Below are 16462 nucleotides of genomic sequence, written 5' to 3'. Positions count from 1 at the left end.
ATCGGACAGTGACACAGCGACGATCGTGATCCGTGCCCTATCACTTGCGCGGGAATTAATTCCCGCGCTATGGATAAGGGGCCGGGCCTCCCACGGCATCAACCTGTTTCAGGCTCTTAATAATGTACATTGTCACTCGGTCAAAGCGTTCTATAATGGACTAATTAAGCAAAGTCTTATCCCGAACTCATGTTAAATTATTTGAACCCATTAACACCTTGCCACAAGGCTGCGTGTAAGATGAAACCCGATATCAAACCCAAGAAGAGGTACAAAATAGTAGTGTGTAAAAAGACCAAGCCAATGCCCTCCGAAGCTTCACGCGTAGGAGGGAGACCTGTCCGATTAATACGCTGGGTTAGGTTTGCGCACTTACGGAGCAAAGATTTCCTGTAAAGTATTTAAGGTTTTATCTTGGGCAGATGAACTAATAGTTCCAAGTTTTTTAATTAGTCGCTGTTTGTCGACCGTACGAATTTGATCTAAAACAATCTGCCCACGTTTCTTTTGAAAAGTCGTTGTAACTCTTGATGGATAGTTTTTGATTGTTGAGGTCATTAGAGCAATAATGACGGTCCGAATATGCCGATTCATTTCATTGGGCGAAATGATCAGACAAGGACGGGTTTTCTTTATTTCTGAACCTGTTATGAGATCTAAGGATATCAAAAAGACATCAAAACGTTCGACAGGTTTTCGCTCTACCATGTCCACTCAGTTTTGTCCCATTTGCTTGGAAGCTCAACTTCTTCTTTATCAATCAACTGGTCGTCTTCTTCTTTGGCCATTTTTTCAAAGGCACTATCCCAGCCCTTGCGGGTTTGCTCGGCAGAACGCAAGATGATGTGATTGTCTTTAAGAATCATTTCTATCTCTTCAGAAAGCCCAATTTCCTCTATAACAGGCTTAGGAATACGAACTCCCTGAGAATTTCCGATGCGAATAAGCTTTGTTTTCATAGCACTAAGGTTTAATAAATTACACTAACAATGTAATTACAATATAAGTACTATGCTACGATTGGGAAAAGGTTTTAGTGCGTAACCTAACGACCGCCCCCCGGGCTTAAGATGCACGCGAATGAATGTTGAGTTGATAAATAACGAACGGAAAACTAAAAAGCCAGAAGGTGGCAAGTCCTGGCGAAGTACGTCCCCTTAATGCGTTTTGTTATGTGGCAGACTCCTGATCAACTTTTATAAATTCTGCAGAATGATCTATGTAACGTTCAATTAACCATACACCTGCTTTACTTTTTTTCCAAAGCAAGGTGTAAAGTCCCTTGTGAGGAGACAATTCCTCTCCTGTTTTAGTCGATACCTGACTTGTAAACTTTGCCTGTTCAATTGCCCAATCGCCAGCAATCCTGATGCTCACATCAGATACAGAGTAATTATAAATAAGTTCGGCGAATGGTTTTTCTAGCCATGTTCGGATATTTTCTTTGCCATTAATAGCTTCATTTCTTGGTGGAAGCCAAACCGCATCATCAGAAATTACATCGACAAAATTATCTGCAGAACAATGGTTTATTGCTTGAATCCATTTGGATCGCTGTTCATTAATCTTTTTTAGAACCCTTTGCATTATTTTCTAAAATTGTGTCAATAAAATTCCTGCCACATAACGACCCAGCAAATAACCGGCGCAGAGCCTACAGAATCATATAGAGCAAAACATTTGAACATCAACAAGCAAATAATCAAAAACAGGGTTTGATTCTGCGTCCGGCGTTAATTTGCTTGTTATAGGGTGCCGATAGGTAGTTGAAGCAAATTGATTAATTCTTTGACAAACCATTTTGAAGTAACTATTTCTTTAGCTCTTCCAATCTATTGATTGCATTTTGATTTTGCGGATTTAATGCCAGTGATTTCTCAAAGTTTTTAATTGCCATTTTGGTGTTACCAACATATAGATAAGCTTCTGCGAGACTGTCAAAAAGATTTGCAGATTCCGAGTAGATTTTAGTTGCCAGTTGTAGGATACTGATACCATCATCGGACGTTTCAGGATTAAACACAAGTTGCAACCCAAGATTATTCAGTTTTCCCTCTTCCAATGAAAATGATGGATGCTTGTTTAAAATTGTATTATAGAGATTTTCAAGATTTCTATAATGCTGTTCTGAAGCCATTTCGTTAAAATCTTCAAAGCTAAATTCTATCTCATTAGCTTCTTTGGATTTTATGGAAACGAGCCCAGCCGGCAAGTCATTTTTTTCTGGATTTCTATTCAAAAAATTCATGGCTTCCCTGTCATTTTTTAGGAATGCATCTAAAAAGTTTAATGTGTAAAGGGCCATCCATTTATATGACTCCATTATTTTAGAATCGCTTTTGTCTTGTCGTTGATCTCTTTTCCCAAAAAGAACCCCCAGCGTACTGAAATATTGATGGGTCAAATTGTGAAATTTTAAACTATATGCTTTGCTGTAAACTAAATCGTCATAAAATTTAAAATTATGGTTTAGTGTCGTATCGATGTCGTCCTCGATCATCACGTCTTTTGGAATATCTTTTTGGGCCATATGTATAAAAGGAACATCTACCTTTTCAACCGCTGCAAAAGGAGATTCCTGTAAGGTGGAGTATTGATATTTTATACTTCCATCCAGGCTCACTATTGCTTTTATCGAACGGTTCCTCATTTGCGCCAACACATTTGATAATCCACCGAAGCTGAAGCCCATAGTAGCTACATTATTAGGATCAATATCCTCTCTTGTACCAACTTCCTTAATCAGAAATTCAAGATCTCTTGCTTGTGTTTCCATGTCCTTTTCGGTGCCACCTTCCAAAAAACGAGTTTCAGTACCTCTGCTTGGACTTGAAATGATAATATATCCATGGCTTGCTAAAAATTCGCACAAAGCAAAATTTTCAATTGAAGAAGCTTGATAACTTGGAGCATAAATAATGGTTGGAAATTTTTCTGATGTAGTACTGGCGTGTAGGTATGCGGTAGATCTTTCTTTCAAATGCGCCTGATTCTCAGAAGTATTCTGATAATAAAACCAATTCAAAATTTGTTCATTTGGAAGATGTTCCCATTCTTCCTCCTCCTTCAATATCTCCATGTAGTCGATGGTTGCTAATGGAGCATTTTTACTCAAATCATCTGCTGAAGGATACCAAATACTTACTGGTATTTGCCGTGGAATTACTTTGTTGTTCCAATCAAACATTCGTTTATACGTTCTTGTACTGTCTACAGCTATATAATGTTGGAACCCGACACTGTATTTCCCATTATCCAATGACAATTGGTTCAATGAAACTTGCCCGAAGCAACAAGCTGCATTTGAAAGAAATATTACAACCAGGATTTTTAATTTCATAAGATATGCTTTTAATGATGGGCAAACTAAGACAAGACTAATATTTATTACCTTGCCTATGCTTTGTGTACGGTTTTTTGTCTTTCCCGTTATTAAATCTCCTTATCAAGGTAATAAATATTCCTTGGATACATTATTGTAAGCAAAAAGATGAAGCCCTATTACGACATTGCGCTTAACGGGCCTTTAGATTACAGTAAGTAAAATAGTCATCTCTTGAAAGGAACCGAGAAAGGAATGGGAACTGCCGGTTATGTTGCGAATGAACCCTCCACAATTGGCAGCAACCTTGAGTCATGTAGTGCAGCATTTCGATGGCCTTTCCCGGCCAGATACTCTTTGTTGGAAGCCAATCCCATAAACGCTTTACGTGATTTGTGGCGAACAAGAAGCATCCAATCCCATTTCTCTGCTTGTGGTCCAATCAGGAACGTTCCGCTACTCCCTTGAAATACAACTTCACTGCCGATTGCATTAAGCAAAGGAAGAGTATGTTTCATATATCTCTGGTAGGCTTGCTTCCCTGAAATTGATTCCGTTGGGCTTAAGTTTGGGAACTCAGAGTAATTGGCCAGCTCTCGAAATTGTAGCAGATTTAGCATATAAAACTCCCCAGGTATATCTTGGGAGAAGAATGCTTTTCCCGATTCTTGTGTGGCTTCCAGATAGTACTGATCCATTTTTTTAATTAGGATTTAGTTTTAGCAACATAACTACCTTGCGCATAACCGGCAGGCGCGGGAGTCTTGAATTTGACTACAAAAGAAAGGTTAGCCAAAAAATGGAAACCGAGCAAGAAACGGTGAGGCCTGTCACCCTTGAAGTGCTGTTCTATGGCCGTCCCGCAACGGCGGGACCATCCGATGGCCGGCTGGTTCGACCGATGTGATGCTGAGCCTCTATATATGTTTGGTGCATCCGCCAGCTGGCGGATGCCAACCATCGTTGAACACTGCCTGTAGCAGAACCCCACTAAAAGGCAATTGAATTCAGGAAGGCGAGAAAAAAATCTTGCGGGAAGAGGTATTGCCTGTTGACTTTGGAGGCCATATATAGGTTAGGCATTTAATCTTTCATTTAACGTTACTATTAGTTCTCCAGTTCTATCAATCCATTCTTGAGTATCATCGACTGGATAGTCGATTGCCCTACTATCATCAACAAGCTTTCGAATTATATTAAGAACATGTAACCCATTAATTCTAAAATCATCAATATGAAAGACGTAAGTCCTTGGAACAAAATGTGCTAATCTATTACGGATTTGATTTGTAAGATATATAGTTGCATCCCACTCTTCATCTGTCAATTCAATTGGTTCTGTATATACCATTCGATTCATCCAAAAGACACCATCCTGAACTCGTGCTAAGGCAGACCATATGTTTATTAACCATTCGTTATTATTGCCATTATTATTTCCTCCTTCAGGTGGTTCATCTTCTGTTTCTTCCCAAACTATTTCGTAAGCTGGTTGATCTTCTCTGACATATTCAGTTGAAGAAACCAAATAATTTTCATCCTCATCTCTTCTTAAAAAGAGGCCTCTATCAGGATGTCGCCCTCTTTGTTGTAATACTAATTCATAATTCGAAAAGTGAATTGCGTTGGTACAAAACATATACAGTGCATGATGTATAGATATAGCAAACCACTTCCACTTTCGATTTCCGTCCCACTCTAACACGCGATGAGCTGTTTGAAGTGAGTCAAAAGCATTAGTAAAAGTATCAAATTCAATAAGATCTTCACACATAGCTCAATTGATTAAATGCCTAACGATCTTGGGATAACGGGCGCGGCGTCTACCAATTAATTTATAACTCGGGACATGAACCGCAAGGGCAGCAAACTAAACCGAAGCTTGTTCCGCGTCCCGTTGATGCCATGGTTATGTTTCGAATTCACTGATAATCTTGTACATAATTGAGCCATCCATGTGGAGCATTAATATCTCCTCGATTAAATTTGACAAATTCTGTGCCCCCGTCACTCATTGCTAAATTGAATTTATTATCTTTTGATTCAATCAAATCAAGTACTTTCTTAAATAGTTGTGATCCTTCATTTTTCCCGAATATTTCCTCTAAAACATAAAGTATTGCTGCCATTGCTTTATTCGTGTCCTTTTCACCTAAACCAGACAAAGACGCATCTACCATGCCAGATATATAGCCCAGCGAATATGCATCTTTCGCTCTAGCTGGTAGATTGTTTCTATCGCTTATCAGCATCATCTGCATATCAATTAAAGAAATTACAGATTTTGCTCCTTCTAAATGTGATGGAGCTTTTGTCTTATCTGGCTTCTGTTTAAAAGTAGGTCGAGGTGAGAATTCAGGATTTATCCCAGAAAATTTATTATTCAGTATTTCTGCGATTGCATGTCCAGACAAACCATCTAAATGCAGATTAACGATCTCTTTATTGAATCTTTTCCAAACAAAGAAAGCTTTGTCAGAACTCCATCCATAATTTAAAGTTAATTCTTGCTCAATTTCCTCATAGAGTCTCTTTCCTTTATTTCCAGTTTTGATCCACCAATAAATAGCTATTGCAACAAGAATTAGCAAGAATAGGATTTCCATATCAATCCTCCAGTCGGGCTAGTAATACGACTAAAATGTGTTATAAAGTTTTTGAGCTATTTCTGAGGGAGATGTATTCATTTCATGTAGATCGACAACGAAGCGTTGATTTTGATCAAATAGTAATTTTGCCTCAGTTCTATTTAGGCCATATTTGCTAACAAGAATGAAAATTACTTTGTCTTTGAGTACATAAGCTTCTCGCATCCCTTTTACCCACCAAATAACAAAAAGCCCAATTATTACAGCTAATATGATTAATGTTGTTTGCATAATGACACAACTATCATTCTTCGATTTCAAAGTCGAATTCATTCGTAAGTCTCTCTTGAACCTCATCGAGTTTTAAATCCAATTCGGTTCTCAATGCATCAAACCTTGCAGAAATCTCATGCTCAGTTAAAAGGTCAATAATTTCGGAGTTTATGATTTCTAACTCTTTTCCTTTTTCTCCATAATAGATATCGTAATCCAACGGAGATATAAGTTCTTCAAAGTCATAGTCTTCGAGTGCCTCAATTTCATCTGGATTGAATCTAATTTTTGTTGCTACCCAAATAGCCCATTTCAAAACTTTATTCCCAGATGATAAAGCAGGTGATTTGTATGTCCTATTTATATCGTCTAAAACTTCCATCTTTGGTAGATTGGTTAGGATTAGAGAAACATAACTTATACTTATGTCAACAAAGATATAACATAAGTATATTATCCGTAAATGGGTGGGGCGCGCGTTTCTGGGCTTAGAAGTACGGTTTTGATATTATATTAGCATGTTATGCCGATACCTATCCGCATAACATGTTGACATAATATTCAGAGGAGGGAATGTTGTTGTCCCACATGGTGGGGCCGGCCGGGGTACCAAAAGCCGGCAGGTAAACGCCGTACTACGTACCATACAGTACTAAGACAATTAACCCCGCGGGGGTTTCTTCTCTTAACCCTATGGTTATAAGACTCTTATCACCATAGTGATGAGACCTATATTACCATGGTGATCATTGTCTCAATACCAAGGTGATGATTGTCCCAATACCATGGTATTGATCCCCTTGATACCATGGTATTGATTGTCTTGTCACCATAGTGGTAATCGTTTTGCTACCATGGTATTGATCCTCTTGTTACTATGGGGCGCATGCAGTCGTTTTAGATTCTACTGCCCCCAGATGATTGATATGGCATAATTGTTCAGAACCCAGGTTATTTCAAACAGTGCCCCATAGATAATATTCTATTTCGCCCTCACCACTTTATCACGGATCTCCCTCCAGGTCACCAGGTGGATGTTGTTTTCTTTTAGCAGCTGTTTCGCCCGGTCACTGGTGAAGAAGTAGAAATCCATCTGCCTCCACGCGGAGCCCCAGTAGATATGTCCCCTCGTAACCGCCTTCATCTCCTCGTTGTCATGGGCCGTGTGGACCAGCAGGCAGGAGAGGCCCGGCTCCAGGTTGTTCAGCAGCTCCACGTAATAGTTTGTTATACCGTTGTCATACTCCTCCTGCATCGCCATGTAGAGGTTGTCAACCACCACATCTTTTTCCGTCAGTCCTTCTGTCTCCACGAACTCCTTCACCACATCTTCCTCATAGGTAAGCAGCACAGGCAGCTCGTATTCCCGGCCCACCTTGATATGCACATCCAAAAGTTCAGGTGTACTCCGCAGGGCATACATGTGGGCATCCAGGTGCGTGACGTTGATGCCGGCCCGGTAGGCTTTTTCGATCTGGTTTCGTATCTCAAGCTCCACCTCTTCCGGATCGGCGTGCATCACCAGGCTGTCGACCGTGGAATAAAAATAGCCCTTGTCGTTTACCAGGCTCGGCACTTTGTCGGTGGAGGTGACCGGCCCCCATTTATAGTCTGTCCACTCGCTGGTTAAGGTAAGGTGCAGACCAAAATCTTTATCGGGATGTTGCCGGGCATAAGCTGCAATTTCCGGGAACCAGGGGCAGGGCACCATAATGCTGGCCGAGTTTACGGTCCCTTCCTCCATAGCGGTAATGCTGGCGGCATTTTCGGAGTGACTGACACCCAGGTCATCGGCGTGGATAATGAGTAGCTTGGCATCCGCCGGGTAGCCCAACTCTTCTGCGATATTTTGATTATTAAAACTTTGCCCGTTGGCTTCAAGAGCCAGACTTGTGAACATGGAAGTAATCAATATTGCGAGCCATGCCCGGAGCATTCCTGTAAAACGAGTCATATATCTTCCCTTTATTAAAATTATTGACTTGGTAAATCTATCCCCTGGAGAGTTTAAATAACGGAATAAATGTAAGTATAGGAAATAGAGGGAATTGGGTTTTAGGGGGGCTTATCATCATAGATACGTTCATTTTTCAATGAAGAAAAACCTTTGTAGGTGAAGTAGCCTTCTGCCAAGCAATTAGGATCCTTATTCCCAGTGTGTTGTTCTCATTTGCCTATATGCAGGCCATTGCTTTAAAACACCTATGACCTTTTCGAAAACAATTGCAGGGATTCTCTGGACTCAGAAGCCCTTAATTTCTTATTTAAAAGCTCTATTAACAAGAAATGACGAAGTATTTTTGCAGGATGAGGTGCTAAAAATGAAAGCCTTTAAGCCAACCTTCAGACCTTCTGACTTTCGACCTAACCATCAACAATTCAACATCTCAACAGTTCAACGTTTCAACATTACGAACTTTGACTTAGCCATTCTCACTATGATGCTCATACAACTCCCGGCTCAGTTCCCGAACTCGTTCTTTTAAACGATCAGGAGCCTTCACTCGCACCCCATTTCCCCATGTCAGCAGCCAGCGGGCAAAATACTCCATGGAGGAGACCAGGAACGTCATGGCGATGCCATCCTCGACCTCCTCTTCCGAAATCCAGCCGTGATAATACTTTTGGTCCGCCATGTACCGAAGCATCTCATGGTCAAATACAACTACCACCTCCTGCAGATCCTGCTCCTCGCGCAGGCTCTGCTCCGAAAACTCTTTCAACGTATGTGCCGGGGAATCAGGTAACTGCTCCAGGGTTCGCTTATATTCCTCAATGCGGTCGATGCGAAACATCCGGTAGTCGGTCCGCAGCCGGCACCAGGCGGCAAGATACCAGCGATTGTCGCGTAGCAAAAGTCCCAGTGGTTCCACATCGCGCTGCGTCACCTGGTCTTTATAAGGAGAGTAATATTCCATGGAAACAACCTCTCCATTCACAATCGCATCCTGCAGGAATACAAAAACCTGGGGATCGTTTTCGGCGTGCTTCTCATCTGGGTAGGAAAACGTTTTGATATGCTGGTCCAGCGTGTCCAGGTACTCCTTCTCGCGGCTGTGCAGCACCGCACGGATTTTATCGAGGGCCGAGACATACGACTCGCTTAGCTTCGTTTCGCTCCATTTCTGCATCAGGCGTTCGCCGGCCAGTAGTGCCGCGGCCTCGTCTTTGTCGAACATTACCGGGGGCAGATGGTAGCCCTTTACGATGAAATAGCCTTCTCCCGGCTCCGACCCGATCGGGACGCCCACCTCCTGCAGTGCCCGCAGGTCGCGGTATACGGTCCGGTTGCTGATCTCATACCGCTCCGCCAGTTCCTCTACGGTCACCCGCTGTCGCCCCTGTAAAAAAATGATGATAGCCGTTAATCGGTCAATTCGATTCATGGAGATATCTCGAAGCTCTCAGGTTTATATTTACGTACGTTCCGCTACCACGCAGATATCCGTTATATCAATGTCTGATCCGTCAGGAGCCTGTTTTAAATACCTGTTTTCTTCATCTTCTGTTACCCGGAAGCCCTGCTCCAATAGCAACATTTCCAGCTCCCCCGGCTCGTAAAGAATAAAATTCTGCTTGGTGAATTCCAGGTGCTCAACGACGCGTCTCGGACGGTATCCCAACAGCAGCTTGCCCCCGGGCTCCAGCACGCGATGTATTTCCTGTAGGTGCGGCCCCGGCGGATCCCAGAAATACACAATATTTATTCCCACAATTAAACCAACAGACCCATCAGCCACCGGCATTGAAGCTGAGTCCGCGCAATGGATCGCCAGTTTCCTCTCTTCGACCAGGCCGGAATGGAAAGCGCGGGCCTCTTCACACATCTCTTCCGAAAAGTCCACACCCGTTACGTTTAGCTGGGGATTAAAGTCAAAATAGCCCGACAGGTATTTCCCGTTTCCAAAGCCTATTTCCAGCACGTCCTGCACCGACTGTAGATCGACCATCTCCCAAGCCATTTCATACAGCTTCTGGTTCGACTCATTAAGGTTTTGGGCGACCTCATGACCAACTTCTCCACTCGGTTTTTTGAGCTGGCGCGACAGCTCCGAAGGATCAATATCTTCCATTTGTATATGCTGAATGTGTTTAGCAGTTACAATTGCCTATAGTTTAAAATCTCTCAGTCATCCCGCACTCCGATGCGGGATCTCGTAAAGGGTAAAACCGTTGTTCAAATAAGAAATATTATCAACGGAAACTATACTATCCTCACAAGATCCTGAGTTAAGCATGCCTTTTCGAAGCTTTAGCTACATAGCATACTCCCGGAATGTTTGGGGTAACTATTGTATCCCTCCTTACCGGGTAAGATTCCCAAGGTAATAAATTCGCCAATATGATTAGAACTGGATGAGCTGTTTTGTGCCGACTGGTTTACCAGGGCAATTCAACAAAGAGATATACTTGGGAAAACAATTATTAATAAACCAGTAAGCAATGAGTCTTTTCAAGAAAGCAGCACCTGAAATCTACGAAGCGATGTCAGAAGCCGAAACACAGGTGAAGGCCTTTGATATCGAGCCCAAACTGAAAGAACTGATCAAAATACGCGCATCCCAGATCAACGGGTGTGGGTATTGCATTGACCTGCATACCAGGGATGCGCGGGCCATCGGGGAGTCTGAGCAGCGCATTTATGCACTCAGCGCCTGGTGGGAGACGCCCTTTTTCACCGAAAAAGAGCAGCTGGTCCTGCGACTCACCGAAGCCGTGACTCAAATTTCTGAGGAAGGTGTTCCTGAGGAGCTGCGGGAAGAAGCCATAAAAATGCTGGGGGAGCAGGGATTCGCGCATGTCGTATTCACTATCATCACCATCAACAGCTGGAACCGGCTTGCCATCCCCTCCCACCTGATGCCCGAACCCGAAACATTGTAGTCACTATCATCCAATTCAAAAATTCCCTATTCAACATGACTAGATTCACTCCACAATATTGCACCGTCGCGGTCCTGTTACTGCTATTTACGGCAATCCAGGTACAGGCACAGGCACAGTCGCGGGAACAGAACCTTGACCATCAGCATGTGTTGACACAGAAGCTCTCGGATCCTGGGCTCAAAGATTATAAACTCTCCAGCATTACGCTTGAAGTGGCCCCGGGTTTTACAGATACAAGGGCCCACCGGCACAATGCGGAGCTCTTTGGCTATGTGCTGCAGGGCCGCGTAGAAATCAAGCTCGAGGACCGACCACTACAGACCGTGGAGGCGGGAGAGATGTTTTATGAACCCCGAAATATTCTGCATACCATCCTTCGGAACCTGGATGAGGAGAACCCAGCCAAGATCCTGGTCATGTTTATCGTGAAAGAAGGGCGTTCAACGTTTATCCCGGAGTACCAGTAGTTTTCGGGGAATTCACCTTTAGGAAAGATATAAAACCTCGAGCACATGTCTACTTTGGAGCTGATGTTGAATTGTTGATGGCTAGGTCGAAAGTCAGAAGGTCTAAGGTCTGAAGGTTGGCTTAAAGGCTTTCATTTTTCAGCATCTCATCCTGCAAAACCGATTCAGCTATAACCCCACGCTTGGTCCCTATGCTCTGCGTTGGGACCAGTTGGGACGCTCCGCGTCCAGTATAACCTATGGAGCGTCAGAGGGCTTCCGCCGCAGAGCGGAAATGGGTGGAAGAGTCTTCGGACTACCCGGAATGCTGATAATGCCGGTTATCGACCGGTTTTTGGCAGCTGGAAGGGTAGTGGTTTTAAAGTAAATCGTAATGACTGTCTATATCGAACTCACGGTGGCGGTCTCGATTATTGAGTGATTGTTTTTTTACTGGATTAAAAGGATCAATGGTTTAAGCTCTTTTATCATGACGTGGTGTTCATTTTTTCAGCGATGAAAAAATAAACGAAAAAAATCGCCGGCTGAGGATTTGAGCGCCTGGTGCACTCCGCTCTGGGCTAAAAGAAATCCAGATATTCACGTTTATTGACTTCTCAACCTTATGAGATTTTCATCATCTTTCACTTTTAAATTAATCCACAGCAGGATTTCTTTCTTAACGCCCACGCTGCGTTTACCCAAGACGGCTCACAAATCCATAGGCCGGATCTTAGGGCATCCTCAAGCAGTAACATCTGTGATAATGGTTATAGGTGGTAGAGATACTTTTGAATTTAAAGAACAACTAAACCTGAAAAGGAAAATATCCGAAAATAATAGCTTATAATACCTTAATTGAATTTGGGTGTATTTTTTAAAAAGATAAAATTGATTGTATATCAATTATGCGCATTAGCCATTGTTGGGATAATTACAGCTTTACAATTCGAAATTTTTCCTGGACATTAAGTAAATTTTGTTATTTCAAAGTACTATATATCAAACTTGATATCTTATCTTGGAAGTCATCGGATTAAAAATCAATTTAAATTTTCTAGTAGCTGCGTTAATTCTATTAATTGGATTGATTAGGTTATACTATTTTCTAATTGATCGAACAATCCGTGAATTAGGAGATCAAGATTCACTCCCTTATTACTATAGACTCCTATCTCCTACCAACATTTCCGACCTCTATCACTCCATTCTTTCGAAAGCATTAGATAAGGCAAAATTAATATTTGGGAAGCCGTTCAGTTTACGTGCTCTTTCAACTTGTTTATTACTAGCATTCGTTTACCCACTACTACTCTTTTTATTTACTTGGGCATTTTTCGGCGTGTATCAAATTGGAAATCAAAGTGTCATGCCATCCGACTGGCCTCATTTATATCGGCTATTATTCATTATTGGCTTAGTTTTTTGGTTTTATACTTCTGCAGAAGTTGCAAAACGTGCTGATAAATTTACCTATTGGCTTGACCGGACTTTGGAGCATCTTTTTGAATTTAAAGTTTGGAAATCTTTTGGCTCATCCCTTTCAAATTTAGAAAGAAGAAAGTTAATAGCACCACTTATAGGGATAGCTATAGGTTTATCTCTTTATATACTTGGAGCATCAATAAGAACTGCACTATTGTTTGGTACTATACTATCGGCTCCTGTTGCCTTTGTTGACGACTTTCCCGGATCTGATCAAATTGTCTTTGGAATGCTTTTTGGTGGATTATTCCTGCTCTTACCTTCTGATTTTAATGCTGGTATATTCGCTGTGTTCTCGGTTATAACATTACTTGCTATTTATCCAGTTGCGCCCGATAAAGTAATTTTTTTTGACAAGCGCTATGCATATCTGATATTCCTTTTATTAATTGGTATTTCACCTCTGTTTTTTTCGGAGGCATCTAATCAAGCCAAGCCAACATCTGATAATTGGACAGCTACATTTTTTCTCTTAGCATTGCCACTAATAAACGGAGTATTAGACTTCTTTTCCTGGGCTGTTTCTCGAACCTTGGGACGTTTGATGATTAAACTTAGCTGGTTATGGGCATTAGTATTTATAATTGTTGATCTACTGGTTGCATTCCTAATACTTGTGGGCCTAACTTGGACATTATCATTTGCTGCTAGAATCCATTCTATTGATATAAATCAGTTACTTAATCAAGTTTTTGCAGAGCCATTTGAAGCGGGTCTCTGGATCGTGGTTATGCTTGCCAGCACTTTAATCCCTACCGTTATCCACATTTGTTTTGCAATTATCAGTTTATGTACAATTAAACAATCTTCGGCAGGCTCAAAGTGGAGAGAACAATTGGAGGCCCAAATTAAAAAGTTTAAACCGCCAATGTCACTAGTTGAACGTCGTAAATTAGCTAACTATTTAGCTAGACATAGAGGTGTTACAGTTACAATTATAGCTCTTATAGTTTTTGTGGCAATTCTTTACTTAATAATAGAATCAAACTTTATAGAAATACTCAGGCTTGTAGCAGAATCAGAAATCAAAATTCCCTCCTCTCCATGATTCTTATAAAAACAAAAATTGTCTAATAGTTACCTCATATTTACACACACCTCTGTGAATATATCAATGAGGTCAAACGAGAAATCCGTACTTATATCCTCTGATATAAATATTTATGGGTAAAAGGTTTACCGATAGGTAGTTGGTATAATAGGCAACTGAAGAACAATATCTTGGATTTTCTAAAATGAACACTACTCCAGGGAGGACTCCGGTAACCAAACCTGTTGAGTAGTCGTTGACCTACCGCTGCCAAGGCAGGGGCCCCTCCTCAAAATCGGAGTCATTCACCCAGCCGGTGTTCATCTCTTCGCCCGCCATATACCGCTGGTAAAAGTTGGCCGTGCCCTCATCCATATACCGGTAGGCATCAAAAACATAGCCGCGGCCAAACATGCGCGGATCGTCCTGCTCCTTAAGTTTCTGATAGAGCTCAGCTTTCAATTTCTCCTTGCGCTCAGCATAGACCGGATCATCCGCCAGGTTGTTGATGCAGTCGGGGTCCTCTGCGATGTTATACAGCTCTTCGGCAGGGCGCTTGCCAAAATTCCACTCCCAAAAGTGGTACATGCCCTGCGTTGTTCGGTGATCCAGGATGTACGTTTTAGTGGGACTCCCATCGGTATTCAGGTACCCCGTTTCGGGATTACCTGCCGGCCAGCGGTCGGGCTTAAAGTTGCGGAGGTACAGCATATCACCCCGGATAATGCCACGCACCGGGTAGCCCCAGTCATGCGGGCGACCCACATCGTGCCGCTCTTTTCCCAGTAGTACATGATCGCGCGCTGGATTTACCTGTCCGGCTGATTCCGAATAAAAAATGTCGGCCAGGCTGCGCCCCACCGTGGGATACATGCTGGTTTCCTCCCAATTCAGCCCGGCCAGTTCAATAAATGTTGGAGCGAAGTCGGCAAAGCTGATGAAATCTTCAATCACGCGGCCCGGATTCTCAATTCCCTTCGGCCACATTATCGCCAGTGGCAGGTGTGCCGACTGCTCATACGTCTGTCCCTTGATCCGCGGAAACGGCATGCCGTTGTCGGCTGTGACTACGACGAGGGTATTGTCCAGCTCCCCGCGCTCCTCCAGCATCGCCAGCATCCGCCCGAGGTGGGTGTCAAAGTGCTCGATTTCAAAGGCGTAGTCCAGCATATCGGTGCGCACTGAATCAGTATCGGGCCAGAATTCGGGGACTTCATTAATCTCTGAAGTCTTTTTATCGCCCTTTTCTATGCCTGATCGATATTCATAACGGCGGTGCGGCTCATATCCGCCGTACCAGAAAACGAAGGGCTCTGCACCCGTTTTCTCTTCCAGGAACGCCTCAAAGTTGGAAGCATAATCATTGGACGATATCCCTCCGGCAGGTGGTTCTGTTTGGTGCTTATTATAGGGTTGACCCGCCAGGTGACGCGGTTCCCCGACCTCCGTTTGGGCTACGCCCGGCGCCCAGCCCTTGCCGGTACTGCCTACATGATACCCGCGTTCCGCCAGCACTTCGGTATAGACCTTAAACTTGGTCGGAAACTTTGGCCAGTGGTTGGCGGCCTCTTCCAGCTGCCACGAGTTGCGCCCGGTAAGGATTATCGATCTGGATGGAGCGCATTTGGGATTTGGCGTGTAGGCGTTGGTAAAGAGGATGCCCTGCTCGGCCACGCGGTCAAAGGCAGGGGTCTCAATCCAGTCGGTTCCATAAGCACCCATATGGGGATAGGAGGCATCATCGGCAATGGCGAACAGGATATTAGGGCGGGAGCTGGATTGCGCTTTTATTTCTGCCGTGAAATTAAGTAATCCAACAAAAACAATGATAAACAAAGCATACGATTTCCAATAAACACCCATTTTCTTGCCCATCCCATTTGATTTAGAAGATTATAGATCCCTGCATATTGATTACAATACTCACAAATTCTCGCATCAAAGACAAAATATCCCTCTTGCGCCTGCAGGTGACTCTAGTTCAAGTTTGCAACTTGGACCAGTACAGCAGTTGATAGCTCGTATGGCACAAGTTGCAAACTTGCGCCAGATAGGGGAAGCTACTTCTTCTTAGTCGGTACCAATAGTATAATTTCCTGCCCTGTGGACCCCATCTTGTTCTTCCCCTACCAGCAGGGGAAGAGACGCGTTGATCAGGTTCATTTAATTGAATTACAGAGTCTTCCTCCCTGATTATAGGAAGGAAACAATAGTGGGTCAACAGAAGGTAATTATCTTATTGCCACTTTGGGTCTGACTGCAACGGTCTCTCAACGCCTGATTGGGCCTGCCTCTTGGATTGTGCCTTGTCACTTGTGCAGGAATTAATTCCCGCACTATGGATGTGCCCGTTTCGCGTACCTCTGTGCTCTAATCAACCGGCCCTCCCGGTCGACAGTGCAACTGTCTCCCAACTAATATTTTATTAACG

17 protein-coding genes are annotated in these 16462 nt (G+C 43.0%); 4 read left to right on the top strand and 13 right to left on the bottom strand.

The genetic code is table 11. The features are described 5' to 3' along the window. Positions 1-372 precede the first annotated feature (372 nt). From NC796_RS09610 to NC796_RS09590, 5 genes are all read right to left on the bottom strand, one after another. A complete protein-coding gene (locus NC796_RS09610; protein ID WP_310684172.1) occupies positions 373-708 on the bottom strand; it encodes a type II toxin-antitoxin system PemK/MazF family toxin in 336 nt (111 codons plus the stop codon). Further along, positions 702-959, bottom strand: coding sequence for an AbrB/MazE/SpoVT family DNA-binding domain-containing protein (locus tag NC796_RS09605; protein ID WP_310684171.1), 258 nt, complete (start codon positions 957-959; stop codon positions 702-704). The genes NC796_RS09610 and NC796_RS09605 overlap by 7 nt, the downstream gene beginning before the upstream one ends. Before the next feature lie 211 nt (positions 960-1170). Continuing rightward, the gene (locus tag NC796_RS09600; protein ID WP_310684170.1) at positions 1171-1587 is read right to left on the bottom strand and encodes an SgcJ/EcaC family oxidoreductase; all 417 of its coding nucleotides are present in this window, start codon (positions 1585-1587) and stop codon (positions 1171-1173) included. A gap of 223 nt (positions 1588-1810) precedes the next feature. Further along, positions 1811-3340: a prolyl oligopeptidase family serine peptidase gene (locus NC796_RS09595; protein WP_310684169.1), complete on the bottom strand. Its 1530-nt coding sequence runs from the start codon at positions 3338-3340 to the stop codon at positions 1811-1813. A 251-nt stretch (positions 3341-3591) separates the two neighbouring features. Then, complete coding sequence (locus NC796_RS09590) at positions 3592-4020, bottom strand: hypothetical protein (RefSeq protein WP_310684168.1); 429 nt, start codon at positions 4018-4020, stop codon at positions 3592-3594. A 153-nt stretch (positions 4021-4173) separates the two neighbouring features. On the opposite strand from NC796_RS09590, the gene NC796_RS09585 reads away from it, so the two are divergent. Then, the gene (locus tag NC796_RS09585; RefSeq protein WP_310684167.1) at positions 4174-4302 is read left to right on the top strand and encodes a hypothetical protein; all 129 of its coding nucleotides are present in this window, start codon (positions 4174-4176) and stop codon (positions 4300-4302) included. Positions 4303-4397: 95 nt separating this feature from the next. On the opposite strand, the gene NC796_RS09580 is transcribed toward NC796_RS09585, so the two are convergent. The 7 genes from NC796_RS09580 to NC796_RS09550 all read right to left on the bottom strand — a co-directional run bounded on the left by NC796_RS09580 (position 4398) and on the right by NC796_RS09550 (position 10256). Continuing rightward, entirely contained in the window at positions 4398-5096 is a 699-nt protein-coding gene (locus NC796_RS09580; protein ID WP_310684166.1) for a hypothetical protein, read from the bottom strand. 148 nt (positions 5097-5244) lie between these two features. After that, positions 5245-5928 carry a hypothetical protein gene (locus NC796_RS09575; RefSeq protein ID WP_310684165.1) on the bottom strand — a complete coding sequence of 228 codons (684 nt, stop codon included), beginning with the start codon at positions 5926-5928 and terminating at the stop codon, positions 5245-5247. 30 nt (positions 5929-5958) lie between these two features. Next, the gene (locus NC796_RS09570; protein ID WP_310684164.1) at positions 5959-6201 is read right to left on the bottom strand and encodes a hypothetical protein; all 243 of its coding nucleotides are present in this window, start codon (positions 6199-6201) and stop codon (positions 5959-5961) included. Positions 6202-6214: 13 nt separating this feature from the next. Next, positions 6215-6565: a hypothetical protein gene (locus tag NC796_RS09565; protein ID WP_310684163.1), complete on the bottom strand. Its 351-nt coding sequence runs from the start codon at positions 6563-6565 to the stop codon at positions 6215-6217. A gap of 600 nt (positions 6566-7165) precedes the next feature. Further along, entirely contained in the window at positions 7166-8137 is a 972-nt protein-coding gene (locus NC796_RS09560) for a polysaccharide deacetylase family protein (RefSeq protein ID WP_310684162.1), read from the bottom strand. Positions 8138-8606: 469 nt separating this feature from the next. Then, a complete protein-coding gene (locus NC796_RS09555; protein ID WP_310684161.1) occupies positions 8607-9569 on the bottom strand; it encodes a YafY family protein in 963 nt (320 codons plus the stop codon). A 30-nt stretch (positions 9570-9599) separates the two neighbouring features. After that, complete coding sequence (locus NC796_RS09550) at positions 9600-10256, bottom strand: class I SAM-dependent methyltransferase (protein WP_310684160.1); 657 nt, start codon at positions 10254-10256, stop codon at positions 9600-9602. A gap of 370 nt (positions 10257-10626) precedes the next feature. Between NC796_RS09550 and NC796_RS09545 the strand changes: the two genes are divergently transcribed. The 3 genes from NC796_RS09545 to NC796_RS09535 all read left to right on the top strand — a co-directional run bounded on the left by NC796_RS09545 (position 10627) and on the right by NC796_RS09535 (position 14049). After that, positions 10627-11067 (top strand): carboxymuconolactone decarboxylase family protein, encoded by a 441-nt coding sequence (locus NC796_RS09545; RefSeq protein WP_310684159.1) that lies wholly within the window; start codon positions 10627-10629, stop codon positions 11065-11067. A 35-nt stretch (positions 11068-11102) separates the two neighbouring features. Further along, entirely contained in the window at positions 11103-11537 is a 435-nt protein-coding gene (locus tag NC796_RS09540; RefSeq protein ID WP_310684158.1) for a cupin domain-containing protein, read from the top strand. 1000 nt (positions 11538-12537) lie between these two features. Beyond that, positions 12538-14049 carry a hypothetical protein gene (locus tag NC796_RS09535; protein WP_310684157.1) on the top strand — a complete coding sequence of 504 codons (1512 nt, stop codon included), beginning with the start codon at positions 12538-12540 and terminating at the stop codon, positions 14047-14049. Positions 14050-14292: 243 nt separating this feature from the next. On the opposite strand, the gene NC796_RS09530 is transcribed toward NC796_RS09535, so the two are convergent. Next, on the bottom strand, positions 14293-15906 hold the full coding sequence (locus NC796_RS09530; RefSeq protein ID WP_310684156.1) for a sulfatase: 1614 nt from the start codon (positions 15904-15906) through the stop codon (positions 14293-14295). Positions 15907-16462: the final 556 nt, after the last annotated feature.

This window comes from Aliifodinibius sp. S!AR15-10 (genome assembly GCF_031569985.1).
GTDB lineage: Bacteria > Bacteroidota > Rhodothermia > Balneolales > Balneolaceae > JAMQKA01.
The sequence above is the reverse complement of the archived record's forward strand: the minus strand, read 5'-3'. Positions and strand labels throughout refer to the sequence as shown.

Excerpts from the sequence above, each read along its gene's own strand:
- NC796_RS09610 (WP_310684172.1), bottom strand. The coding sequence starts at position 708 with ATGGTAGAGCGAAAACCTGTCGAACGTTTTGATGTCTTTTTGATATCC.
- NC796_RS09605 (WP_310684171.1), bottom strand. The coding sequence starts at position 959 with ATGAAAACAAAGCTTATTCGCATCGGAAATTCTCAGGGAGTTCGTATT.
- NC796_RS09600 (WP_310684170.1), bottom strand. The coding sequence starts at position 1,587 with ATGCAAAGGGTTCTAAAAAAGATTAATGAACAGCGATCCAAATGGATT.
- NC796_RS09595 (WP_310684169.1), bottom strand. The coding sequence starts at position 3,340 with ATGAAATTAAAAATCCTGGTTGTAATATTTCTTTCAAATGCAGCTTGT.
- NC796_RS09590 (WP_310684168.1), bottom strand. The coding sequence starts at position 4,020 with ATGGATCAGTACTATCTGGAAGCCACACAAGAATCGGGAAAAGCATTC.
- NC796_RS09585 (WP_310684167.1), top strand. The coding sequence starts at position 4,174 with ATGGCCGTCCCGCAACGGCGGGACCATCCGATGGCCGGCTGGTTCGAC.
- NC796_RS09580 (WP_310684166.1), bottom strand. The coding sequence starts at position 5,096 with ATGTGTGAAGATCTTATTGAATTTGATACTTTTACTAATGCTTTTGAC.
- NC796_RS09575 (WP_310684165.1), bottom strand. The coding sequence starts at position 5,928 with ATGGAAATCCTATTCTTGCTAATTCTTGTTGCAATAGCTATTTATTGG.
- NC796_RS09570 (WP_310684164.1), bottom strand. The coding sequence starts at position 6,201 with ATGCAAACAACATTAATCATATTAGCTGTAATAATTGGGCTTTTTGTT.
- NC796_RS09565 (WP_310684163.1), bottom strand. The coding sequence starts at position 6,565 with ATGGAAGTTTTAGACGATATAAATAGGACATACAAATCACCTGCTTTA.
- NC796_RS09560 (WP_310684162.1), bottom strand. The coding sequence starts at position 8,137 with ATGACTCGTTTTACAGGAATGCTCCGGGCATGGCTCGCAATATTGATT.
- NC796_RS09555 (WP_310684161.1), bottom strand. The coding sequence starts at position 9,569 with ATGAATCGAATTGACCGATTAACGGCTATCATCATTTTTTTACAGGGG.
- NC796_RS09550 (WP_310684160.1), bottom strand. The coding sequence starts at position 10,256 with ATGGAAGATATTGATCCTTCGGAGCTGTCGCGCCAGCTCAAAAAACCG.
- NC796_RS09545 (WP_310684159.1), top strand. The coding sequence starts at position 10,627 with ATGAGTCTTTTCAAGAAAGCAGCACCTGAAATCTACGAAGCGATGTCA.
- NC796_RS09540 (WP_310684158.1), top strand. The coding sequence starts at position 11,103 with ATGACTAGATTCACTCCACAATATTGCACCGTCGCGGTCCTGTTACTG.
- NC796_RS09530 (WP_310684156.1), bottom strand. The coding sequence starts at position 15,906 with ATGGGCAAGAAAATGGGTGTTTATTGGAAATCGTATGCTTTGTTTATC.